Origin of the sequence: Aeromicrobium sp. UC242_57, from assembly GCF_044452305.1 — a bacterium.
Classification (GTDB): Bacteria; Actinomycetota; Actinomycetes; order Propionibacteriales; family Nocardioidaceae; genus Aeromicrobium.
In genome coordinates this window covers 293329-313641 of the sequence record NZ_JBIOAM010000001.1, presented here as the reverse complement: position 1 = coordinate 313641, position 20313 = coordinate 293329, and the positions used below count along the sequence as shown (strand labels likewise).

The 20313-nt window shown below is 68.0% G+C and carries 29 protein-coding genes and 6 pseudogenes; 16 read left to right on the top strand and 19 right to left on the bottom strand.

Going from position 1 to position 20313, the window contains the following annotated elements; translation table 11 throughout:
- Positions 1-27: 27 nt before the first annotated feature.
- From ACHMWU_RS02120 to ACHMWU_RS02090, 7 genes and pseudogenes are all read right to left on the bottom strand, one after another.
- Positions 28-420, bottom strand: a complete 393-nt coding sequence (locus tag ACHMWU_RS02120) for a hypothetical protein (protein WP_396041459.1) — start codon at positions 418-420, stop codon at positions 28-30.
- Between the two features lie 567 nt (positions 421-987).
- The gene (locus ACHMWU_RS02115; protein ID WP_396041458.1) at positions 988-1419 is read right to left on the bottom strand and encodes a hypothetical protein; all 432 of its coding nucleotides are present in this window, start codon (positions 1417-1419) and stop codon (positions 988-990) included.
- A gap of 163 nt (positions 1420-1582) precedes the next feature.
- A pseudogene (locus ACHMWU_RS02110) lies at positions 1583-1717 on the bottom strand (DNA-formamidopyrimidine glycosylase family protein); the annotation flags it as partial.
- Entirely contained in the window at positions 1653-1859 is a 207-nt protein-coding gene (locus tag ACHMWU_RS02105; protein ID WP_396041457.1) for a DNA-formamidopyrimidine glycosylase family protein, read from the bottom strand. The pseudogene ACHMWU_RS02110 and the gene ACHMWU_RS02105, both read right to left, overlap by 65 nt.
- 8 nt (positions 1860-1867) lie before the next feature.
- Positions 1868-2568: pseudogene (rnc, locus tag ACHMWU_RS02100) on the bottom strand (ribonuclease III).
- Between the two features lie 10 nt (positions 2569-2578).
- Positions 2579-2764, bottom strand: coding sequence for a 50S ribosomal protein L32 (gene rpmF, locus ACHMWU_RS02095; RefSeq protein WP_396041456.1), 186 nt, complete (start codon positions 2762-2764; stop codon positions 2579-2581).
- 3 nt (positions 2765-2767) lie between these two features.
- Positions 2768-3433, bottom strand: a complete 666-nt coding sequence (locus tag ACHMWU_RS02090) for a YceD family protein (protein ID WP_396041455.1) — start codon at positions 3431-3433, stop codon at positions 2768-2770.
- A 53-nt stretch (positions 3434-3486) separates the two neighbouring features.
- Here ACHMWU_RS02090 and ACHMWU_RS02085 point away from each other — a divergent pair.
- The 4 genes and pseudogenes from ACHMWU_RS02085 to ACHMWU_RS02070 all read left to right on the top strand — a co-directional run.
- Positions 3487-3837 (top strand): annotated as a pseudogene (locus tag ACHMWU_RS02085) (DNA polymerase IV); the annotation flags it as partial.
- Positions 3806-4084 carry a hypothetical protein gene (locus ACHMWU_RS02080; protein WP_396041827.1) on the top strand — a complete coding sequence of 93 codons (279 nt, stop codon included), beginning with the start codon at positions 3806-3808 and terminating at the stop codon, positions 4082-4084. The pseudogene ACHMWU_RS02085 and the gene ACHMWU_RS02080, both read left to right, overlap by 32 nt.
- Positions 4085-4094: 10 nt before the next feature.
- Entirely contained in the window at positions 4095-4274 is a 180-nt protein-coding gene (locus tag ACHMWU_RS02075; RefSeq protein WP_396041454.1) for a hypothetical protein, read from the top strand.
- 26 nt (positions 4275-4300) lie between these two features.
- Positions 4301-4456 (top strand): annotated as a pseudogene (locus ACHMWU_RS02070) (DNA polymerase IV); the annotation flags it as partial.
- A 171-nt stretch (positions 4457-4627) separates the two neighbouring features.
- On the opposite strand, the gene coaD reads toward ACHMWU_RS02070, so the two are convergent.
- The 7 genes and pseudogenes from coaD to ACHMWU_RS02035 form a co-directional block, all read right to left on the bottom strand.
- Positions 4628-5101 carry a pantetheine-phosphate adenylyltransferase gene (gene coaD, locus ACHMWU_RS02065; RefSeq protein WP_396041453.1) on the bottom strand — a complete coding sequence of 158 codons (474 nt, stop codon included), beginning with the start codon at positions 5099-5101 and terminating at the stop codon, positions 4628-4630.
- 15 nt (positions 5102-5116) lie between these two features.
- A complete protein-coding gene (gene rsmD, locus ACHMWU_RS02060) occupies positions 5117-5662 on the bottom strand; it encodes a 16S rRNA (guanine(966)-N(2))-methyltransferase RsmD (RefSeq protein WP_396041452.1) in 546 nt (181 codons plus the stop codon).
- A 203-nt stretch (positions 5663-5865) separates the two neighbouring features.
- Complete coding sequence (locus tag ACHMWU_RS02055) at positions 5866-6396, bottom strand: helicase-related protein (protein ID WP_396041451.1); 531 nt, start codon at positions 6394-6396, stop codon at positions 5866-5868.
- Complete coding sequence (locus ACHMWU_RS02050) at positions 6338-7234, bottom strand: DEAD/DEAH box helicase (protein ID WP_396041450.1); 897 nt, start codon at positions 7232-7234, stop codon at positions 6338-6340. The genes ACHMWU_RS02055 and ACHMWU_RS02050 overlap by 59 nt, the downstream gene beginning before the upstream one ends.
- Complete coding sequence (locus ACHMWU_RS02045; protein ID WP_396041449.1) at positions 7143-7796, bottom strand: hypothetical protein; 654 nt, start codon at positions 7794-7796, stop codon at positions 7143-7145. The genes ACHMWU_RS02050 and ACHMWU_RS02045 overlap by 92 nt, the downstream gene beginning before the upstream one ends.
- On the bottom strand, positions 7796-8302 hold the full coding sequence (locus tag ACHMWU_RS02040) for a hypothetical protein (protein ID WP_396041448.1): 507 nt from the start codon (positions 8300-8302) through the stop codon (positions 7796-7798). The genes ACHMWU_RS02045 and ACHMWU_RS02040 overlap by 1 nt, the downstream gene beginning before the upstream one ends.
- 226 nt (positions 8303-8528) lie before the next feature.
- Positions 8529-9380: pseudogene (locus ACHMWU_RS02035) on the bottom strand (DAK2 domain-containing protein); the annotation flags it as partial.
- Positions 9381-9538: 158 nt separating this feature from the next.
- Between ACHMWU_RS02035 and rpmB the strand changes: the two are divergent.
- Together rpmB and ACHMWU_RS02025 are read left to right on the top strand one after the other, a co-directional pair.
- Positions 9539-9724, top strand: coding sequence for a 50S ribosomal protein L28 (gene rpmB, locus ACHMWU_RS02030; protein WP_108577479.1), 186 nt, complete (start codon positions 9539-9541; stop codon positions 9722-9724).
- 67 nt (positions 9725-9791) lie between these two features.
- On the top strand, positions 9792-11213 hold the full coding sequence (locus tag ACHMWU_RS02025; RefSeq protein WP_396041447.1) for an amidase: 1422 nt from the start codon (positions 9792-9794) through the stop codon (positions 11211-11213).
- A 10-nt stretch (positions 11214-11223) separates the two neighbouring features.
- On the opposite strand, the gene ACHMWU_RS02020 is transcribed toward ACHMWU_RS02025, so the two are convergent.
- On the bottom strand, positions 11224-12180 hold the full coding sequence (locus ACHMWU_RS02020; RefSeq protein WP_396041446.1) for a thiamine-phosphate kinase: 957 nt from the start codon (positions 12178-12180) through the stop codon (positions 11224-11226).
- 97 nt (positions 12181-12277) lie between these two features.
- On the opposite strand from ACHMWU_RS02020, the gene ACHMWU_RS02015 reads away from it, so the two are divergent.
- The 9 genes and pseudogenes from ACHMWU_RS02015 to ACHMWU_RS01975 all read left to right on the top strand — a co-directional run bounded on the left by ACHMWU_RS02015 (position 12278) and on the right by ACHMWU_RS01975 (position 17631).
- Complete coding sequence (locus ACHMWU_RS02015; RefSeq protein ID WP_396041445.1) at positions 12278-12514, top strand: Lrp/AsnC family transcriptional regulator; 237 nt, start codon at positions 12278-12280, stop codon at positions 12512-12514.
- 64 nt (positions 12515-12578) lie between these two features.
- Positions 12579-12974: a DUF3515 family protein gene (locus tag ACHMWU_RS02010; protein ID WP_396041444.1), complete on the top strand. Its 396-nt coding sequence runs from the start codon at positions 12579-12581 to the stop codon at positions 12972-12974.
- A 50-nt stretch (positions 12975-13024) separates the two neighbouring features.
- The gene (locus ACHMWU_RS02005) at positions 13025-13678 is read left to right on the top strand and encodes an alpha/beta fold hydrolase (RefSeq protein WP_396041443.1); all 654 of its coding nucleotides are present in this window, start codon (positions 13025-13027) and stop codon (positions 13676-13678) included.
- Complete coding sequence (locus tag ACHMWU_RS02000; protein WP_396041442.1) at positions 13654-13803, top strand: hypothetical protein; 150 nt, start codon at positions 13654-13656, stop codon at positions 13801-13803. Before ACHMWU_RS02005 ends, ACHMWU_RS02000 begins: the two co-directional genes overlap by 25 nt.
- Positions 13800-14660 (top strand): annotated as a pseudogene (locus ACHMWU_RS01995) (Mur ligase family protein); the annotation flags it as partial. The gene ACHMWU_RS02000 and the pseudogene ACHMWU_RS01995, both read left to right, overlap by 4 nt.
- A 4-nt stretch (positions 14661-14664) precedes the next feature.
- Complete coding sequence (locus ACHMWU_RS01990) at positions 14665-15327, top strand: glutamate ligase domain-containing protein (protein ID WP_396041826.1); 663 nt, start codon at positions 14665-14667, stop codon at positions 15325-15327.
- A gap of 209 nt (positions 15328-15536) precedes the next feature.
- Complete coding sequence (locus ACHMWU_RS01985) at positions 15537-15815, top strand: hypothetical protein (RefSeq protein ID WP_396041441.1); 279 nt, start codon at positions 15537-15539, stop codon at positions 15813-15815.
- A 27-nt stretch (positions 15816-15842) separates the two neighbouring features.
- Positions 15843-16517 (top strand): hypothetical protein, encoded by a 675-nt coding sequence (locus ACHMWU_RS01980; protein ID WP_396041440.1) that lies wholly within the window; start codon positions 15843-15845, stop codon positions 16515-16517.
- Positions 16518-16656: 139 nt separating this feature from the next.
- Positions 16657-17631, top strand: a complete 975-nt coding sequence (locus ACHMWU_RS01975; RefSeq protein ID WP_396041439.1) for a trans-sulfuration enzyme family protein — start codon at positions 16657-16659, stop codon at positions 17629-17631.
- A 57-nt stretch (positions 17632-17688) separates the two neighbouring features.
- Here the strand turns inward: ACHMWU_RS01975 and ACHMWU_RS01970 are convergent, their stop codons facing one another.
- From ACHMWU_RS01970 to ACHMWU_RS01960, 3 genes are read right to left on the bottom strand one after another with little or no spacing between them, the layout of a single operon-like run.
- On the bottom strand, positions 17689-18573 hold the full coding sequence (locus tag ACHMWU_RS01970; protein ID WP_396041438.1) for an NAD(P)H-dependent glycerol-3-phosphate dehydrogenase: 885 nt from the start codon (positions 18571-18573) through the stop codon (positions 17689-17691).
- Positions 18533-18637, bottom strand: a complete 105-nt coding sequence (locus ACHMWU_RS01965; protein ID WP_396041437.1) for a 2-dehydropantoate 2-reductase N-terminal domain-containing protein — start codon at positions 18635-18637, stop codon at positions 18533-18535. Before ACHMWU_RS01965 ends, ACHMWU_RS01970 begins: the two co-directional genes overlap by 41 nt.
- Positions 18638-18660: 23 nt before the next feature.
- The gene (locus ACHMWU_RS01960; RefSeq protein WP_396041436.1) at positions 18661-19389 is read right to left on the bottom strand and encodes a lysophospholipid acyltransferase family protein; all 729 of its coding nucleotides are present in this window, start codon (positions 19387-19389) and stop codon (positions 18661-18663) included.
- 44 nt (positions 19390-19433) lie between these two features.
- Here ACHMWU_RS01960 and ACHMWU_RS01955 point away from each other — a divergent pair, with 44 nt between their 5' ends.
- Positions 19434-19622, top strand: coding sequence for a hypothetical protein (locus ACHMWU_RS01955; protein ID WP_396041435.1), 189 nt, complete (start codon positions 19434-19436; stop codon positions 19620-19622).
- Between the two features lie 91 nt (positions 19623-19713).
- On the opposite strand, the gene leuD is transcribed toward ACHMWU_RS01955, so the two are convergent.
- On the bottom strand, positions 19714-20313 hold the full coding sequence (gene leuD / locus ACHMWU_RS01950; RefSeq protein ID WP_396041434.1) for a 3-isopropylmalate dehydratase small subunit: 600 nt from the start codon (positions 20311-20313) through the stop codon (positions 19714-19716).

The window sequence follows — 20313 nt, the reverse complement described above, 5'->3', positions numbered from 1 at the left end:
CAGGCGTCGAGCCGCCAGGGCCGAAAACTAGCCGCCCCACGGGATCTTGACCGTCCGCTGTCCCTCGAGCAATGGAGTCGAGCAGAACCTCAAAGCTCGAAGCAACGACCGTGACCTCCTCGAACTCAGGCTCTTGCCCGTGAACGATCGCTCGTCGCTACGCACCGCCAGATACGAGTACCCACCACGCACACTCAGCAGGATCGGACAGTGCGCGCTCCAGAAGTCGGCGACGTCAGCGGCTTCCTGCTTGGTGTCAGCGGCCTCGGCACTGATCATCTCGAAGGTGTTCCAGGCGAACCCTTCTCCCGACCGGGCATCAAAATCACCTCGTCCGAGGAACCACACCGCATCGTCAGGGCTGGAGAGCTCGGAGAATGACGACATCCAGGCCACGAGCGTCTCTGACGTGCCCTGCAACGCGGGAGGCAAGGCGACGTGGGCGGAGTCGTCGGATCTAACGACCAGCCAGCGTCGACGAGCTTGGCTATCGCAGTGGCTGACACGTCGGCCGTCAGACGCTCTCGCCGCGACGGATCTGGTCGACGACCTGCTGCACGTCAGCAGGGTCGGCGTCACGGGCGAGCGCGACGTAGTGGTCCAGGTGGGCAGGTCGGTAGCGCACGGGGATGTCTGTCCCGGGTCGAGGCGCGTGAGCTCGGTGATCGTGAGGCTCTCGTCGGCAATTCCTCGAAAACGAATGGCCGTCCGGTGTGGTGACATCCAGCATCAGCACGACCCGCGGGAACCCGTCGCTGCTCACCTCGCGCCAGTCGACCAGCGTGCCGATCGCGAGCGCGCCAGCTCGGCGCTCGTCGTTGCGTCTCCTCGCCTCGCGGCTGAGCAAGGGATTCGGGGCCACCCCGGGAAGTCTGGGCCGACCCCGAGCGATTCGCGACTCAGCGCAGGTCTCGACGCGCCCACGATGTCGTCGACACGTTGTCTCTTCCGCCCGAAACCGAACACCGGCCCACGCTCTCTTCCACGTCAGATCAGCTTTGCGACTTCACCTCGGCGATCGCTGACAGCGCGGGCAGAAAGTGCGAGCCGCGGTTCATGAGCTTCGCGCACGACCTCGGTGCCACACCGCGGGCAGGGCTTGCCCTGCTGGCCGTAGACCTTGAGCGATCGGTCGAAGTAGCCGCTGTTGCCGTTGACGTTGACGTAGAGGGCGTCGAAGGACGTGCCACCCTGCGCGAGTGCCTCGCGCATGACATCGCCGATGTGGACGAGCAGCGACTCGACCTCGCGTGGTCGCAGGAGCCGGGTGCTGCGGGCGTAGTGCAGCGGGGTGCGCCACAACGACTCGTCGGCGTAGATGTTGCCGACACCAGAGATCAGGGTCTGGTCGAGGATCGCACGTTTGACGCCGGTCTGGCGCTTGCGGATGCGGGCCGTGAACTCGGCCGGATCGAACAACGGGTCGAGCGGGTCGCGGGCTATGCTGCGCGATCTCGGCGGGCTGCGGCGCCGTCCTCGCTGAACGACATGCCGCCGAAGATCCGCTGGTCGACGAACCGGGCTGTTGGCCGTCGTCGAGGTCGATAGCGATACGCAGGTGCCGGGGCGCAGGCGCACCGGCGTCGGATACCAGGAACTGCCCACTCATGCCCAGGTGGCAGAGCACAGCATCACTGGCCCCACCGTCGGGATCAGCAAGCTGCATCCACAGGTACTTGCCTCTGCGCTGGGCGCCGACGACCGTGCGACCGGCCAGACGATCGACGAAGTCGGGCAGGCCCCGGCAGGTGCCGACGCAACGAGCGGGCGTCGTGCACCATGACACCAGTGATCGTCCTGCCGACGACATGGTCGAGCAGACCGAGTCGAACGACCTCGACCTCAGGAAGCTCTGGCACGCAATGGCCTAGGAGACTTCGAGGGAGGCGGTGATGGCACGCCAGGCGATCTCGGCGACCATCTGCTCGGCTTCTTTCTTGGAACGACCGATACCGCCGGGGTCACGTCTCACCCACGACGACCTCGGCGGTGAAGCCTTGTTGTGGTCAGGACCTGTCCCGACCAGGACGTAGTGCGGCACGCCCATGCCGTTGTTGGCGGAGATCTCCTGCAAGGACGTCTTCCAGTCGAGGCCCGCGCCGAGCTCAGCCGCCGAGGCGATGACCGGGTCGAAGACGCGGTGAATCACCTCAGAGGCACGTTGATGCCGAACTGGACATAGATCGCGCCCAGAATTGCCTCGACCGTGTCGGACAGGATCGACGGCTTGTCGCGACCACCGGTGGCCTCTTCGCCACGGCCCAGACGCACGCACTCGCCGACACCCAGCGTCCTGGCCACGACCGACAGGCCCTTGGCGCTGACGACGGCCGCACGGAAGCTTCGCGGCTGCCCTTCCGGCAGGTCGGGATGCCCCGTGAACAGCGCATCGGTGACCACCAGACCCAGCACGGAGTCGCCCAGGAACTCGAGGCGCTCGTTGTCGGGCACCCCGCCGTTCTCGTAGGCGAACGAGCGGTGGGTCAGCGCATGCTGAAGCAGCTCCGGGTCGAGGTCCTGGACTCCCAGGACCTCCCGGAGCGCTTCAACAGCTGCGGAGGAGATCAGCTGATCCTGGTCAGAGGACCTGGCGACGCTCGCCGCGAGCTCCGTACTGTCCGCACTTGGTGCATGCGTGGTGCGGCTGCACCTTGGAGTCACACGCAGGGTTCGCGCAGTCCACGATCACGGTTGCAGTGGTCTTCCACTGCGAACGACGGTGACGCGTGTTGCTGCGCGACATCTTCCTCTTCGGGACTGCCACGATCTACTCCTTGCTGTCGTCGGACGAGGTGTCCGACTTTGACTGGTCGGCTGACGGGACCGGTTGCTCCGCCAGCTGGCTCAGCGACGCCCACCGGGGGTCAATCGCTTCACCGTGTGTGTGATCGGGATCATCCGCAATCCGTGCCCCACACTCGGGGCACAGTCCCGGACAGTCCGGACCACACAACGGGTTGTGCGGGAGTGCCAGCACGACCGCGTCCCGCAGAACGGGCTCGAGATCGATCGACTCTCCTTCGAGGACATGATCCTCCTCGTCACCTTCCTCCGGGTTGGAGGGGGTCTCGAAGAGGTACATCTCCTGGAATCCGGCGACGATACGCTTGTCGATCGGGTCCAGGCACCTCACACACTCGCCCACGGCCCGTGCCGAGAAAGAACCTGTCACCAGGATCCCCTCCATGATGACCTCGAGTCGGAACTCGAGCTCGATCGTGGAGCCCTCGGGCACGGCGTTGACGTCGTAACCCATCTCTGCCGGCGCCTGGACCGAACGGGTGTAGGTACGTTCGGAGCCCGGCTGACGACCCAGTTCGTGGGTATCGATCACCAGGGGTCCGGACAGCACGTTGAACCATCCATCCCAAAGAGCACGACAAAGACCAACCTGAAAAACAGGCCAGATGAATCTTAACCCGCGGGCACTCACCGAGGCCAATCGGCCACCCCTGGAGTGTCGGTGGCGGGTGTCACAGTGGTGACATGACTGAAGGCTCCGTGCTGCACGCCGACCTCGACGCCTTCTACGCCTCGGTCGAGCAGCGCGACGATCCCGCGCTCCGCGGACGCCCGGTCATCGTCGGCGGAGGGGTCGTGCTGGCTGCCAGCTACGAGGCGAAGGCCCGAGGGGTCCGCACCGCGATGGGCGGACGGCAGGCGCTGCGCGCATGCCCCGACGCGATCGTCGTGCCGCCGCGGTTCTCGGCCTACACCGAGGCAAGTCGGGCGGTCTTCGAGATCTTCGGCGACACGACTCCCCTGGTCGAGGGCCTCTCGATCGACGAGGCCTTCCTCGAGGTCGGTGGTCTCCGCCGCATCCGGGGGCTGCCCTCGTCGATCGCCGCCCCAGCTGCGCATCGACGTGCGCGAGAAGGTGGGTCTGCCGATCTCGGTCGGGGTCGCCCGCACCAAGTACCTGGCCAAGGTCGCCTCTGCGGTCTCGAAGCCCGAGGGGCTGCTGGTCGTGCCGATCGAGGACGCAGCGAGCTTTCTGCACGCGCTGCCCGTCGAACGCCTCTGGGGCGTCGGCAAGGTGACTGCCGCCAAGCTTGCGAGGCGCCCGCATCCACACGGTCGGTGACGTCGCCGAGATGTTCGAGAGCGAGCTGACCCAGCTCCTCGGCGCCGGCGCCGGTCACCACCTGTACGCACTGGCCCACAACCGCGATCCGCGCCCCGTGCAGGTCGGCCGCCGCAACAGCTCGATGGGCGCCCAGCACGCCATCGGGCGCGGCGCGCACTCCCCTGCCGGCTCGACCTCGCGCTGCTGACCCTCGTCGACCGACTGACCCGTCGCATGCGCACGGCCGGTCGCACCGGACGCACTGTCACGTTGCGGTTGCGATTCGGCGACTTCACCCGGTCGACGTCCTCGCACACCCTCGGCCGTCCGACCGCCCACACCCAGACCGTCCTCGACGTGACCCGTCAGCTGCTGGCCTCCCGCGCCGGCACGATCAAAGAGCGCGGCATCACCCTGATCGGGGTCAGCGTCGGCTCGCTCGACGACCATCCAGCCAGCTGGCACTGCCGTTCGACGCCACCAGCGGGGCAGAGCTCGACACGGCGATCGACGCCGTGCGCGACAAGTTCGGGTCGACGTCGCTGCGGCGGGCGACTCAGCTCAGGTGAACTTCTTCTCGAGCTCGGTGTTGACGAAGTCAGGGATCAGCCCCGTCACGTCTCCGCCGTGCTTGGCGACCTCCTTGACCAGGCTCGACGCCAAGAACGAGTACTCCGGCGACGTCGGGATGAAGATCGTGTCGACCTCGGTGAGGCTGCCGTTCATCTGCGCCATCTGCAGCTCGTAGTCGAAGTCGGTCACCGCCCGCAGGCCCTTGACGATCGCGTCGACACCGTTGCTGGTGCAGAAGTCAACCAGCAGGCCCCCGAAGGACGCCGTCGTGACGTTGGGCAGGTGCTTGGTCGCCTCGGCAAGCAGCTCGAGCCGTTCGGCGATCGTGAACAGACCCTGCTTGTTCTCGTTGACCAGCACCGCGACGACGACCTCGTCGAAGAGACGCGCCGACCGTTCGATGATGTCGAGGTGACCGTTGGTCACAGGGTCGAAGGAACCGGGACACACGACCTTCGTCATGTCAGCGACCGTACCTCAGCGCCCATACAAAAGTGTCGTCTCCCCGTACTTCTTGCTCCGGATGCCCTCGACGCCGTCAGGCCACTCGAACGGATCGCGGGAAGACCGCTCGACGACGAACAAGATGTCGTGCTCGCCGGCAACCCCCGCAAGAGCCGCCACGAGCCCGGCGACCTTCTCGGTCGCCATCGCGTAGGGCGGGTCGACGAAGACCAGGTCGAACGGACCGGGCTCGCCGGTCTCGACGAATCGTTCGGCCGTCGTGCGCTGCACCGTCGCCGAAGCGCCCAGATCGCGCACATTGCCCTTGACCACCGCAGCAGCACGCGCATCGGACTCCACGAACGTCGCGTGGTCGGCCCCCCGCGACAGCGCCTCGAGTCCGAGCGCGCCTGATCCGGCGAACAGGTCGAGGACCCGCACACCGTCAAAGCCCCCCAGCTCGGACTCCAGCGACGAGAACAGCGCCTCGCGCACCCGGTCGGACGTCGGCCGGGTGCCGTCGCCCTTCGGCGTCTGGATACGACGCCCGCCATAGGCTCCGGCGATGATGCGGGTCATGTGCGCTCCAGGTAGTCGGCTTGCTCGGAGTGTTCAAGATCGTGGACCGCAGCTGCGAGCGCTGGATGGGCCGTGAGCGTCGGATCGGCGGACACCAGCTCGTAGTGGCGGCCCCGCGGGCGTCGTCGATGACGTCCTCGTCCTTGACCACCGACAACAGTCTCAGGCTCGACCGCAGCCCCGACTGCCGGGCACCGAGCACGTCACCCTCGCGACGAAGCTCGACGTCGAGCCGCGACAGCTCGAATCCGTCGGTCGTCGAGGCCACCGCGTCGAGCCGCTCGCGCGCCGGGGAGTCGACCTCGGCGCCGGTGACGAGCAGGCACAGCCCCGCATGCGCCCCGCGTCCCACTCGGCCGCGCCGGCTGCAGCTGCGACATGCCGAACCGGTCGGCGTCCATGATGACCATGACGGTTGCGTTCGGGACGTCGACCCCGACCTCGACGACCGTCGTCGCGACCAGCACGTCGATCTCGCCGGCGGCGAAGGCGTTCATCGCGGCGTCCTTCTCGTCTGGCGCCATGCGACCGTGCAGGGCGCCGACCCTCAGACCGTGCAGGGCCCCGCCGACGAGCTCTTCCTGAAGCTCCACCAGAGAGCTGGTCTCGCTTTCTGATGCCTCGTCGCCGATACGCGACACCACGACGTACGCCTGCCGTCCCTTGCCGACCTCTTCACGGACGCGTTCCCAGCCACGCTCCAGCCAGCCGGGACGCTCGGCGACCGGAACCACCGTCGTCTGGATCGGCTGGCGTCCGGCCGGCAAGCTCCCGCAACGTCGAGGTCTCGAGGTCGCCGAACACCGTCATCGCGATCGTGCGCGGGATGGGGGTCGCCGTCATCACCAGCACGTGCGGCGTGACATCGGACCGGTCGACCAGGGCGGCCCGCTGCTCGACCCCGAACCGATGCTGCTCGTCGACGACCAACAGTCCCAGCTCAGCGAACTGCACATGGTCCTGGATCAGCGCGTGGGTGCCGATCACGATGCCGGCCTCGCCTGATGCCGCGTCGAGCAGCGACTCCTTGCGGGCCTTGGCACCCATCGACCCGGTCAGCAGCCGCACCCGAGTGGCTCCGTCGGCGCCACCCAGCATCCCGCCCCTGGCGAGATCGCCCAGCAGCGCCGTGATGCCGCGATAGTGCTGGGATGCGAGCACCTCAGTCGGAGCGAGCAGAGCCGCCTGCCCCCCGGCGTCGACGACCTGGAGCATCGCCATCAACGCCACGACGGTCTTGCCCGAGCCAACCTCGCCCTGCAGCAGGCGGTGCATGGGATGGGTGCGTGCCAGGTCGGACGAGATCTCGTCGACGACATCGGACTGCCCGGCCGTGAGCGTGAACGGCAGCTGCTGCTCGAAACGGGTGCGGAGGCCACCGTCGATCGCAGGCCGAGCGGCAGCGCGATCGGTCTCCATGACGCGGCGCCGCTGCGCGAAGACCGTCTGCACGACGAACGCCTCCTCGAACCGGAACCGGTCACGGGCCTTCATCGCCTCGCCCATGCCGTGCGGCCGGTGGATCGACTCGAGTGCGGCCCGCAGGTCGGCGAAGCCACGGCTGCTGCGCAATGCTGCAGGCAGGACGTCGTCGAGCGGGTCGAGGCTGTCGAGGCACAGCCCGATGAAGCTTCTCGATCTTCCAGGTCGGCACCTTCGCGGTGGCGCGGTAGATCGGCAGGACACCGCGGGACAGCCGCGACGTCGCAGTGTCGCCCTCTTGGTCGAACAGGTCGTAGTCGGGATGCGTCAGCTGCAACCGACCGTTGAACTGGCCGACCTCGCCGGAGAACAGGCACATCTTGCCTGGCTTCATCTGCTCTTGCAGCCACCGCTGCTGGAAGAACGTCAACGACAACCGTGCACCGGAGTCGTCGGTGACGACGACCTCGGTGCGCGTGCGTCGTCCTCCTGGCCCGAACGAGTAGTTCTTGGCCTCGACGATCGTGGCGAGCACCGTGGCGTGCTGGCCGACCCGCAGATCTGCCAGGTTGCTGGCCTTGCCGAGCTCGACGTAGCGGCGCGGATAGTGCCGCAGCAGGTCGCCGACGACGACCATGTCGAAGGCCTTGGTCAACGGCTTGGTGGTCTTGTCGCCCAGGACGTTGACGAGCTTGGTCGTGAGATCGACCATCACTCCACCGCGATGAACAGCGGATAGTTCTCCTGGCCGCCGTCGTAGACCACGAGGTCGACATCGGGCCGCGCCGCCCGCAGATACTGCGACATCGGTTCTTCGATCAATCCCTGCGCCCCCTCGCCCACGACTACCGTCACCATCTCAGCTGCCGGGGACAAGATCCGTTCGAGAACCTCGAACGCCACGGCGAGGACCTCGTCGCCGATCACCGCGAAGTCGCCGGTCACGACTCCAAGGACGTCGCCCGCCTGCACCGGCCCGACCATCGTCATGCCGGGCTCGGTGGCGATCGTGACGGCACCGTGCTGCGTGTGGGCGGCGGCGCTCGACATCGCGACCACGACCTCGTCGAAGCCCAGCCCGGGATCGTGCACAGCGAGTGCCGCCAGCCCCTGCACCTGCGCATGTGTCGGGATCACGGCGACCCGGACGCCATCGCGACGCGCCGCCTGGGCGGCCGCCTCGAACTGGCGGATGTAACGGTTGTTGTTGGGCAGCACGATGATCTCGCTCGCACCGCCTCTGGAGCGAGGCGCTCATGTCGGCAACCGTCAGCGGCTGCTCACGCGTGAACTCCAGCGTCGTCGCGCCGGCCTCACGGCACAGTGCGGTCAGCCCGGATCCGGTCGTTGCCGCGATGACGACCCGGCCGTGCGCGGGACGGCTGGCGACCTGGTCGGCGAAGTGCGTCACGGCAATGCGGTAGGGCCGTCCCGCAGCGATGCCGACCTCGATCGCGGCGCCGACGTCGTCGACGTGCACGTGGACGTTCCACAGCCGCTCGCCGCCGACCACGACGAGGGAGTCACCGAGGCCGAGCAGGGCGGCGCGCAGCTCAGGGATGCGGTCGTCATCTGCTTCGAGCAGGTACATGACCTCGTAGGACGGCCCGTCGGCGCTCAGGTCGTCGCCGGGGGTGAGCACGGGTTGCGGCACGTGCGCCGTCACCTGCGCCGGGACCCGGCCGGTCAACGCCTGCTCGGTCGCGTCGAGCACCACGACCAGAGCCCGACCACCGGCATCGACGACCCCCGCGCGGGCGAGGATCTCCATCTGTTCCGGCGTGCGGGCCAGTGCCTCACGCGCCGCGTCGGCGGCCTTGCCGAAGACCGTCCGCCCGTCGACACCTGCTCCGGCGGCGTCCCTCGCACCGACTGCTGCGGCCTTGGCCACCGAGAGGATCGTGCCTTCCACCGGCGCACCGACCGCTGCCCAGGCCGCCTCAGAGGCAGCCTCGAACGCGTGCGCGACGTCAGCGGCACTGACACCCCGATCAAGAGAGAGGTCCCTGAAGCAGGCGCGGACCAGCTGCGACAGGATCACGCCGGTATTGCCCTTTGCCCCCGTCAACAAGCCGTCGACATAGGCCTTGACGAGCTGCTCCAGGCCCGCCTCGGCCCCCCGGGCGGAGACCGCATCCGCGCCGGAGACGAACGTCAGATAGGCGTTGGTGCCGGTGTCGCTGTCAGGCACCGGGAAGACGTTGAGCGCGTCGATCTCGGCCCGCGCGGTCGAGAGTGCCCCCGCACACAGCGGCGTCCAGGCCCGGAAGGCCGCGGCGTTGAGGGTCAGACTCATGGCCCGAGGCTATCGCTCAGCACCCACGTGATGAGGGACCCATGGTGCTGATTCGCGTCGGCCCAAGGTCATCGGCTATTCTTGAGCGGTTGTCTTGTGGCCATCTGGTCAGAAGGCGCCCCCATTTTCCAGAAGTCTTCAAGTTTCAGGAGTTCGCCATGGCTGCGGTCTGTGATGTGTGTGCCAAGGGACCTGGTTTCGGCCACAACGTCTCCCACTCGCACCGACGCACGAAGCGTCGTTTCGATCCCAACATCCAGCGCGTGCGCGCCGTCATCAACGGCACCCCGCAGCGCGTCAACGTCTGCACCTCGTGCCTCAAGGCCGGCAAGGTCAGCCGCTAAATAACGGCGCTATCTGACTTTGGCGATTTCATTCCCTCCGGAGTGAATTGACCCTAGAGTCATTCTCGTGACCCACGAGAAGACCACCCGCGTCCACGCATTTGGCGACGATGCACTCGGCGACCTCGACTCTGTCGGGGTCGCCGCTGCCATTGCTGCCGGCACCATCAGCGCACGCGAAGCAGCCGAGGCTGCAATCGCGCGAGCCCAGAAGGTGAATCCGGCCCTCAACGCCATCCAGCACCCCGACTTCGACCGCGCCCTCGCCGCCGCCAATCGGCCGGCTGCCGGGACGTTCTCGGGCGTCCCGACGTTCGTCAAGGACAACACCGACGTCGCCGGCCTGCCGTCCGACCAGGGCTCGCTGGCCGTCAAGTCACGACCCGCCGTCGCCAACGCGCCGTTCACCGACCAGTTCTTGTCGGCCGGGTTCACGGTGCTCGGCAAGTCGACGATGCCCGAGTTCGGCTTCAACGCCACGACCGAGTACGCGACTCTGCCGCCGACCCGCAACCCGTGGAACACGGGCTACTCGGCGGGCGCGTCCTCAGGCGGATCGGCCGCTCTCGTGGCCTCCGGCGTGGTCCCCATCGCGCACGCCAACGACGGCGGCGGATCGATCCGGATCCCTGCGGCGGCCTGCGGTCTCGTCGGCCTCAAGCCGACCCGCGGCCGAGTCGTGGCGGCCGCCGAAGCAGCCCAGCTGCCGGTCGACATCATCTCCAACGGTGTCGTGACCCGCACCGTGCGCGACACGGCGCACTTCCTCGCCGCGACCCAGGTGCACCAGCCGGCCGTCGGGCTCAAGCCCCTCGGCCTCGTCGAGGGGCCCTCGACGCGCCGTCTCCGGATCGGCCTGATCCTCGACTCCGTGACAGGAGTGCCGACCGACGACGACACCCGCAAGGCTGTCCTCGCGACCGCCGACATGCTCAGCTCGCTCGGGCACGACCTGATCGAGGTCGAGCTGCCGGTCGACCGCCGGTTCATGGAGGACTTCAAGCACTACTGGGGCATGCTGGCGTTCTCGACCCAGCACTTCGGCCGCAAGGTCATGAGTCCCGACTTCGACAAGACCCTGACCGACCCGCTGACGCGTGGTCTGGCCCGACGGTTCGCCCGGAGCATGTGGCGCACCCCGCTGACGATCTCCGGTCTCAAGCGGTCGACCAAGCAGTACCGGGCCGCGTTCGACCACGTCGACCTGATCGTGTCGCCGACGCTCGCGTACACGACCCCCGAGCTGGGCTACCTGTCCCCCGCTGTCGAACCGTTCAACCTGATGTTCGACCGGCTCGTCCAGTACGCCGCGTTCACGCCGCTGAACAATGCGGCCGGCGGGCCGGCGATCTCGCTGCCCCTGGGACGCTCGTCGGCCGACATGCCGGTCGGCGTCCACTTCTCGGCCGACCACGGCGACGAGCAGACCCTGCTAGAGCTCGCCTACGAGCTCGAGGCCGCACGTCCGTTCGCCCGTATCCAGGACTGACGCCAGCCGCTCAGCGGAAGTGCTCGTGCCCCGTCACGCCCTCGAACGGCGCACCATCGACCGTGACACCTGATCCGTCCGAGACCAGGCCGATGCGGGTCCACCCTTCGGGGAGCGTCGTCTCCGAGCTGAACGTCGCCACGAGGGCGTAGTCGTCGCCACCGGTCAGCACGAAGTCGAGGGCATCTCGCCCCAGCGCCTCGGCGACCGTCATGACCGGCTCCGGGATCGCGAACGTCGCACGATCGAGATCGATCGCGACGCCGCTCGCCGACGCGATGTGAGCCAGGTCGGCCAGCAGCCCGTCGCTGATGTCGGTCATCGACGTGGCACCGGCGCCGGCAGCCTGCGGGCCGGCAGCATAGGGCGGATGTGGCGTGCGGTGTGCGTCGACCGCCTTCTTCGGCGACCTGAACCCGCGGCTCAACGCGGCGAAGCCGGCTCCGGCCAGGCCGAGGTCGCCCGCGTACGCCACGACGTCGCCGGGCAGCGCACCGGACCGCGGTACCGGGCGCGGGGCGTCGCCGATCGCCGTGACAGCGATGACGATCTTGTCGGACTCGGTGACGTCACCGCCGACGATGTGGGCACCGACGTGCGCGCACTCGACCTCGAACCCGCGGATCATGTCGAGCGCCCACGCGACCGGAAGATCGGCCGGAGCGGCGAACCCCACGGTCAGGGCCGTCGCGACACCGCCCATCGCGTTGATGTCGGACAGGTTGCAGGCAGCCGCCTTGCGACCGATGTCGTGGGCCGTCGACCAGTCACGACGGAAGTGCCGTCCTTCGACCAGTAGATCGGTCGACACGACGTACGTCCCGTCCTTGGTGGCGACGTGCGCCGCATCGTCGCCCGAACCCATCAGCACCTGCGGGTTGGCCCCTATGTGCGTGCGCAGCTGGTCGATCAGGCCGAACTCCCCGATGTCCTTGATCGTGGACCCGTCTGCAGCGCTGGAGTTCATGGCACCATCTTCGCGCAGACGAGTTCCCCCGCCGCGCGACGGTATCGAGTAACGTGGCACAGTCCCACTCAGTCCATCAGCGCGCAAGGAGCACCCGATGTCCGTGCAGGCATATATCCTCGTCCAGACCGAGGTCGGCAAGGCAGCAGACGTCACCGGTGCGATCAGCGCCCTCCCCGGCGTGACCCTCGCCGAAGACGTCACCGGACCCTATGACGTCATCGTCCGGGTCGAGGGCACCTCGATGGACGAGCTGGGCGCACTGGTCGTCTCGCAGATCCAGACCGTCGACGGCATCACGCGCACGCTGACGTGCCCCATCGTCCGCATCTGACCAAGGTGAAGAAGCGGGCGCCGCGGCTTGCCTGCGTGCTCGGCGCGCTGCTGCTGACCGCTGCGTGCGCGCCCGGGCTCCGGGTCGACTCCTACCCGACCCAGCCCGGCACAGACGTCGACTGCAAGGCGATGTTCGCCGATGCTCCCGCACGCTGCGCGGCGAGGACGCTATCGCGGTCAAGGACGACAACGCGGTCGCCTGGGGCGCCCCCGCGATCGTCCTGCGCTGCGGAGTCGAGCGACCGGCCGACCTGACAGTGACGGCCGAGTGCTTCCCCGTCGAGGACGTCGGCTGGTTCGTCGAGACGATCGCCGGCGGCTACCTCTTCACCACGATCGGCCGCGAGTTCCACGTCAGCGTCGAGGTTCCCGACGACTACGAGCCGGCCGCCGACACGCTCATCGAGCTGGCCGAGACGGTCAAGAAGCACGATCCTGAGGTCAAGCCCTGCGTGTAGCCCGCCATCGGGCTCCTGGCAGCGGGTCATGTCAGGGTTGACGACCGCCCGTGGGCTATTCTTGCGAGGTGCTGACCTCCCTCGCGGACGGACGAATCTGGGCCGATCGCTACGGTGACGGCGAGCCGTCGATCATCGCCCTGCATGGTTGGGGCCGCTCGCGCCACGACTGGTCTCCCGTCCTCCCCCATCGCAACGCCCTGGCCGTCGACCTGCCCGGATTCGGTGCCAGTCCGGCCCCCGACACCGCGTGGACCACCGCTGAGTACGCCGATGCGCTGGCACCCGTGCTGGCCGCCTACACCTCACCCGTGCTGGTCGGGCACTCGTTCGGCGGACGGGTCGCCGTGCAGGTGGCCGCCCGTCATCCCGGCCTCCTAGGCGGGGTGCTCCTGACCGGTGTTCCCCTGCTCCGCAACGAGGCCCCCTCGGGCAAGCCCGCCTTCCGCTATCGCTCGGCCCGGTGGCTCAACCGTCGCGGGATCCTCAGCGACGACCGCATGGACAGCTGCGCCAGCACTACGGATCGGCCGACTACAAGGCTGCGACCGGCGTGCTGCGCGGCATCCTGGTCAACGCCGTCAACGAGGACTACCGCGACCAGCTGGTCCGCATGGACGAGCTCGGTGTGCCGACCCAGATGGTGTGGGGCGAGCACGACACCGCGGCGCCCGTCGAGATGGCACGCCGCGCCCGCGACCTGATCGGCTCCACCGCAGAGCTGACGATCGTGCCCGGTTCTGCCCACCTCATCGACGCAGCGCTCACCGAAGCGATCAACGACGCACTCGACCTCTTGACGTCCAGCAACGACGGGACCGCCTCATGAACGCCGCCGATGTCGCGACCTACCTGCTGCTCGTCGTCCTGGCGGTCCTGAGCAACCTGCGCTGGTGGCGGGTCGCCCAGCGCGAGCACTACGAGCCCGGGCGCGTCCTGGCGATCGGCGTGCTGTGGTGCCGAGTCGTCCCGGCCAACCTGGCGATCTTCGTGGCCGGCCTCCTATGCGTCGCGACAGGCTGGGCGAACACCTGGCTGTCAGCGGCTGCAGCGGCGATCCTGTGCCTGTGGCCCGTCGGTCTCGGCGTCCGACCGACCACGAGCCGTCTGGTCTTCACCCCTCGCCTGCGGCGCGTCGCGATCGTCACGGTCGTCCTCCAGCTCGTCGTGCTGGGCCTGACCCTCCTGCTCGACGAGCCGGGACGCTGGGCTGCGATCCTCGCCCCGTTGATGTGGCTCCCGGTCGAGATCGCACTGCTCGCACTGCGTCCGGTCGAGGCCAAGCTGTCGCAGAAGTTCGTCGTCGACGCCAAGGCCAAGCTGGCCCGGGTGCGTCCCGACGTCGTCGCCATCACCGGCTCCTACGGCAAGACATCGACCAAGGCGTATGCCGCGCACCTGCTGTCGGCCGCCCGCACCACGGTCGCCAGCCCAGCCAGCTTCAACAACCTGATGGGCCTGTCCAAGGCCGTCAACGATCGCCTGACCCCCGGGACCGACGTCTTCATCGCCGAGATGGGCACCTACGGCCCCGGCGAGATCCGCAAGCTGTCGAGCATCTTCACCCCCAAGGTCGCGGCGATCACCACGATCGGCGAAGCGCACCTCGAACGGATGAAGAACCGCGAGACGATCGTCGCGGCCAAGTCCGAGATCACCGAGAACGCCGACATCGTCGTGCTCAACGTCGATGTCCCCGAGCTTCGACCGGCTGGCCCGCGAGCTGGCCAGCTCCAAGACCGTCGTGCGCTGCTCGACCGTCGCCGAGACCGACGCCCGTGTCCACGTCGTCGAGACCGACAACCGTTGGACCCTGTCGGTCGACGGCCACGAGGGGGCCGTCATCGCTGCCCCTCCGGGCGGACATCCGATCAACCTGGCCATCGCGGCCGGCATCGTCATCGGGCTCGACGTACCGATCGAGGCCGTCTCGTCCCGCCTCGGTCAGCTGCCGATCGCCTCCAACCGCGCCGAGATCCAGGTCGACGCCAACGGAGTCACGATCATCGACGACACCTACAACGCCAACCCGGTCGGCGCCGCCGCCGCCATCCGCGCTGCGCGGGCAGCCGTCGCCGACGGCGGACAGATCTTCACCATCACGCCCGGCATGATCGAGCTGGGCCGCACCCAGGTCGAGAGCAACCGTGCGCTGGCACAGGCGGCGACCGCCGCACCCCGCATGACACTCGTCGTCACGGGCCTGACCAACCGGTCGGCGTTGCTCTCCGGCGCCGGAGACCAGTTCCTGACCTTCCCCGACCGCACGTCCGCCACCGCCTCGGTCATGCCGCAGGTGCGCGCCGGCGACGTCGTCGTCTACGAAAATGACTTGCCCGACCACTATCCGTAGAGTCGGGTATCCGTAAAGTCGTCACAGCGACCCATCCCCCAGCAAAGGTGCTTTCTCCACATGCCTGAACTCGTCACAGTCCTGTTCGGTGGCCCTTCGCCCGAGCACGACGTGAGCATCCTCACCGGCCTGCAGAGCGAACGCGTCCTCTCCGAGCCGGAACCACCGTCCAGTGCATCTACTGGGCGCGAGGCGGCCAGTGGCATCTCGTGCCCGCCAACACCGAGGCGCGCGACTACCTCGCCGGAGCACCCGACAAGTCGGCACCCCTCACGGTCACGCTCGGCGCCAACGCCGGTGTGTCGGTCAAGCAGGGCCTGCGGACCAAGAACCTCGAGCTCGGCACGGTGCTCAACTGCCTGCACGGCGGCGCAGGCGAGGGCGGCGGCGCGCAGGCGCTGTTCGAGTTGCTCGGCGTCCCCTCCACTGGCGGCACGATGGCCGCCGCGGCGCTCGGCATGGACAAGCCGCCTTCGGCGCCGTCATGACCAGCGCCGGCCTGCCGTCGCTGAACCGTGAGCACCTGGGACCGGTCGCCCCGACGTTCGACGGCCCCTACATCGTCAAGCCCCGGTTCGGCGGTTCCAGCATCGGCATCGAGGTCGTCCCCCGACCACGCCACCGCGCTGTCGCTGCTCGGAGTCAGCCCGCACCTGCGGTCGGGCGCCGTCCTCGAGCCCTACCGCAACGACCTGTTCGACCTGAACATCTCGTGCCGCACCTACCCCGAGTTCGCGACGTCGCTGATCGAGCGTCCGCTGCGGCCCGGCGACGGCATCTACTCGTTCACCGAGAAGTACATCCAGACCAGCGGCCTGTCCAACGCCCCGCGCGAGATGCCCGCCCAGATCTCCGACACCCTCGCCGCGCAGATCGCCGAGCTCGCCGAGAGCGTCGCCAGCCTGACGGGCCTGCGAGGCGTCCTGCGCATCGACTTCCTGTCCGACGGCGAGCAGGTCTTCGTCAACGAGGTCAACAGCATCCCCGGCGCGATGGCCCTGTACCTGTGGCCTGACGTGCCGGCCGAGAAGATCCTCCTCGACGCGATCGCGGAGGCCCAGCGCTACTTCGGCACCTCGGCGACAACCTCCTTCGACGAAGGCGCTGCCCTGCGTGCTGCGGGCGGTATCTCAGGAAAAGCTGGCATCCCTGAATCAGCCGTGATTGCAGGCTCGATGGTGAGATGTTGACCACGGAGACGAGCATGTGTCGTAGCCGCAAGGCATGATGGAATTCATGCATCAACGCGAACTCTCGCCCTCGACTCTCGCAGTCAGCGCCGGTCGTCCGAGTCGTGTCCCTGGGGGGCCGCTCAACGCACCGATCACGATGGCCAGCGCCCTCGTGCCAGGCGGCGATTCCGAGTACGGGCGTCACGGCAACCCCACCTGGGACTCGTTCGAGGTGGCGCTCGGTGCACTGGAGGGCGGCCGAGCGCTGGCCTTCGCGTCAGGCATCGCGGCCACCACGGCGCTGTTCGACCTCGTCCCGGTGCGGGCAGCCGTCGTGGCGCCCCGTCACGCCTACTACGGCACGATCGCGCAGCTCGCCGAACGCGAACGCCGTGGCCTGATCGAGCTGCGGCTCGTCGACATCGACAACACCCCGCAGGTCATTGCGGCCTGTGAGGGCGCGGCACTGCTCTGGATCGAGTCGCCGACCAATCCGTCCCTCGAGATCGCCGACATCGCCACGATCGCCCCAGCAGCCACCGCCGCCGGAGCCGCCGTGGCCGTCGACAACACGTTCGCGACCCCGCTGCGGCAGCGTCCGCTCGACCTCGGCGCCGACTTCGTGGTGCACTCCGCCTCCAAGCTGTTGTCGGGGCACAGCGACGTCATCCTCGGCGCGATCGTGACCAATGACGATCGCGCCCACAGCGCCCTGCAGGGCCGACGCACGATGCTCGGGGCGATCCCCGGCGCGATGGAGACCTGGCTGGCTGTGCGCGGCATCCGGACGCTGCACGTGCGCCTCGACCGCGCCGAGGCCAACGCCCGCGAGCTGCACCGCCGGCTCGACGCCTCACCACGGGTCGTCTACAGCCGCTACCCGGGCTTCGGCACGATCATCGGCTTCGAGCCCGTCGGCGGTGCTGCCGTGGCCCAGAAGATGACCGAGCAGAGCGACGTCATCGCCTACGCGACGAGTCTCGGCGGGGTCGAGTCGACCTGGGAGCGCCGCCGTCGCCACGCCGGCGAGCCCGACAGCGTCCCCGATGCGCTGATCCGTTTCTCGGTCGGCATCGAAGACGTAGAAGACCTCTGGACCGACATCCAGACCGTGCTCGCCGCCTTCGACTGAGCTCGGTCAGAGCGTCTCGGGCTTGGCCTGACGCGCGATCAGACGCAGGACGGCTCGTCAGGGCTCAGCCGCCGGCCACCAGCGCGGCAACGTGCTCGACCAGCGGCATCTCGACCCCGTCGGCTTGGCCAGCTCGCTGACCGACTGGCACGACTTGACCCCCTCGGCGACCTGCCGGGTCTGGCCCATGATCTCCTCGACCGTCATGCCCGTGCCGAGCTTCTCGCCGAACGTCCGGTTGCGCGACAGCGGTGACGAGCACGTGGCGACCAGGTCGCCCATGCCAGCGAGCCCCATGAACGTGACCGGATCGGCCCCGATCGCGACGCCGAGGCGTGCGGTCTCGGCCAGGCCCCGCGTGATGACCGAAGCCTTCGTGTTGTCACCGAAGCCGAGTCCGACGCACACGCCGACGGCCAGGCCGATGATGTTCTTGGCCGTGCCAGCCAGCTCGCAACCGATGACATCGGTCGTCGAGTACGGCCGGAACGCGGGCGTGTGGCACAGCTTCTGCAGGCGTTCGGCGACCCCTTGGTCGGCGCAGGCGACGACGCTGGCGGCCGGCTCGCGGTCGGCGATCTCGCGCGCCAGGTTGGGGCCCGACACCACGGCGATCCGGTCGGCGGTGGCGCCCGTCAGCTCGGCGATGACCTCGCTCATCCGCAGATGGGTGCCGAGCTCGATGCCCTTCATCAGGCTGACCAGGATCGCCCCGGCCGGGATGTGCTCGGCCCACGACTCGAGGTTGGAGCGCAGCTGCTGCGAGGGGATCGCCAGGATCACGACCTCGGCATCAGCCAACGCCTCGCGCGGATCGGTCGTCGCCGAGATGGCCTCCGGCAGCTCGACCCCGGGCAGGTAGTCGGAGTTCTCATGCTTGTCGTTGATCGTGGCGCACAGCTCAGGGCGGCGTCCCCCACAGACGGACGTCGTTGCCGGCATCGGCCAGCACCAACGCGAAGGCCGTTCCCCAGGAGCCTGCGCCCATCACGGCAGTCTGCGCCATTCAACAATCCCATCTGTGGTGAATCAGTGCTTGTACGTACGGTTTGACTTGCTCAAGGTATGCACATCGATGCGCGGTGTCGAGGGAGCTTCGCCTCGTACCTCGACCATCATGGCAGTCAGGGTGTCCATGAGGCGGGCGGTCGCGTCACGCAGCACCTGCTCGGTGATCTCACGGCCCTCGAAGTCCGACAGGTCGATCGGGTCGCCGACGTGCACATGCATCGTCTTGCGCGGGAAGAACCGCGGACGCTTGGTGTACGGCCACAAGATCTCCTGCGCGCCCCACTGCATCATCGGCACGAGTGGCTTGCCGGTCGCGAGGGCGACCCGCACTGCCCCGGTACGACCAGTCATCGGCCAGGCAGCCGGATCACGGGTAATAGTGCCTTCGGGGTAGATCGAGACGACGTTGCCAGCCTCGACCGCAGCGATCGCAGCAACCAGCGAGTCGGCGGCCGAGGCGCTGTTGCGGTAGACCGGGATCTGCTCGGCGTTGCGCAGGATCCGCCCCAGCACTGCGACATTCATCAAGCTTGTCTTGGCCAGGAACCGCGGCGGGATGCCGTTGTCGACCATGAAGTGCGAGATCATGAACGGGTCGAGGTGCGAGATGTGGTTGGGCGCGATGACGTAGCCGCCGTCGGGCAGCTTGTCCTGGCCCTGCCAGTCGCGCTTGGTCAGCACCATCAGGATCGGCCGCAGGAAGAACACGATGGCCCGCAGGGTTCGTGAGTAGTGGCGACGCTGCATGAGGTCGAGCCTAATCGCTGTCGCCCTCCACTAGGCTGATGAACATGCAGGCCACTGTCGCGACCTTCGACGAGACGACCCGCTCAGGGCACGTCCTGACCGACCAGGGCGAGCAGCTCGACTACACCGCCGACGCCTTGGCCGATCACATCCGCCATCTGCGGCTGGGGCAACGGGTCTTCCTCGAAGCCGGTCCCGACGGCATCACGTCCGTCGCCATCTGGCAACCCTGACGAGGCCCTTGTGGCCCCTTCGCGAGGGGGTTACCGCCCCTTCGCGGGACGACAACCCCCTCCTCAAGGGGCGACAACTACCTCGTCAGCGTCAGAGGGTGGCGGGCTTGTACGACGGGCGCTTCGACTCGTACGCCACGATGTCTTCCTCATGGCTCAGCGTGATGCCGACATCGTCCAGGCCCTCGAGCAGGCGCCAGCGTGTGTAGTCGTCGATCGTGAACGAGTCCTCGATCGCGTCCGGCCCCTCGCCGGCCTTGACCGTGCGCGACTCCAGATCGATCGTGATCGAGGCACCAGGGTTCGCGTCGAGGTAGTCCCACAGCCGCTGGACGACCTTCTCGTCGACCTGCGCCGCCAGCAGACCGGCCTTGCCCGAGTTGCCCCGGAAGATGTCACCGAACCGCGGCGAGATGACGACCTTGAACCCGTAGTTCTGCAGCGCCCAGACGGCATGCTCACGCGACGAGCCCGTGCCGAAGTCGGGACCGGCCACGAGCACTGTGGCGTCCTTGAAGCCGTCCTGGTTCAGGACGAACTCCGGATCGGTGCGCCAGCCCGAGAACAGCCCCTCTTCGAATCCGTCACGAGTGACCTTCTTGAGCCACACGGCGGGGATGATCTGATCGGTGTCGACATTGCTGCGGCGCAACGGAGCGCCGACACCAGTGTGGCTAGAAAACTTTTCCAT

Excerpts from the sequence above, each read along its gene's own strand:
- ACHMWU_RS02075 (WP_396041454.1), top strand. The coding sequence starts at position 4,095 with ATGTTCGAGAGCGAGCTGACCCAGCTCCTCGGCGCCGGCGCCGGTCAC.
- coaD (WP_396041453.1), bottom strand. The coding sequence starts at position 5,101 with ATGACGAAGGTCGTGTGTCCCGGTTCCTTCGACCCTGTGACCAACGGT.
- rsmD (WP_396041452.1), bottom strand. The coding sequence starts at position 5,662 with ATGACCCGCATCATCGCCGGAGCCTATGGCGGGCGTCGTATCCAGACG.
- ACHMWU_RS02045 (WP_396041449.1), bottom strand. The coding sequence starts at position 7,796 with ATGGTCGATCTCACGACCAAGCTCGTCAACGTCCTGGGCGACAAGACC.
- rpmB (WP_108577479.1), top strand. The coding sequence starts at position 9,539 with ATGGCTGCGGTCTGTGATGTGTGTGCCAAGGGACCTGGTTTCGGCCAC.
- ACHMWU_RS02020 (WP_396041446.1), bottom strand. The coding sequence starts at position 12,180 with ATGAACTCCAGCGCTGCAGACGGGTCCACGATCAAGGACATCGGGGAG.
- ACHMWU_RS02015 (WP_396041445.1), top strand. The coding sequence starts at position 12,278 with ATGTCCGTGCAGGCATATATCCTCGTCCAGACCGAGGTCGGCAAGGCA.
- ACHMWU_RS02000 (WP_396041442.1), top strand. The coding sequence starts at position 13,654 with ATGGCACGCCGCGCCCGCGACCTGATCGGCTCCACCGCAGAGCTGACG.
- ACHMWU_RS01990 (WP_396041826.1), top strand. The coding sequence starts at position 14,665 with ATGTCCCCGAGCTTCGACCGGCTGGCCCGCGAGCTGGCCAGCTCCAAG.
- ACHMWU_RS01975 (WP_396041439.1), top strand. The coding sequence starts at position 16,657 with ATGGCCAGCGCCCTCGTGCCAGGCGGCGATTCCGAGTACGGGCGTCAC.
- ACHMWU_RS01970 (WP_396041438.1), bottom strand. The coding sequence starts at position 18,573 with ATGCCGGCAACGACGTCCGTCTGTGGGGGACGCCGCCCTGAGCTGTGC.
- ACHMWU_RS01965 (WP_396041437.1), bottom strand. The coding sequence starts at position 18,637 with ATGGCGCAGACTGCCGTGATGGGCGCAGGCTCCTGGGGAACGGCCTTC.
- ACHMWU_RS01960 (WP_396041436.1), bottom strand. The coding sequence starts at position 19,389 with ATGCAGCGTCGCCACTACTCACGAACCCTGCGGGCCATCGTGTTCTTC.
- ACHMWU_RS01955 (WP_396041435.1), top strand. The coding sequence starts at position 19,434 with ATGCAGGCCACTGTCGCGACCTTCGACGAGACGACCCGCTCAGGGCAC.
- leuD (WP_396041434.1), bottom strand. The coding sequence starts at position 20,313 with ATGGAAAAGTTTTCTAGCCACACTGGTGTCGGCGCTCCGTTGCGCCGC.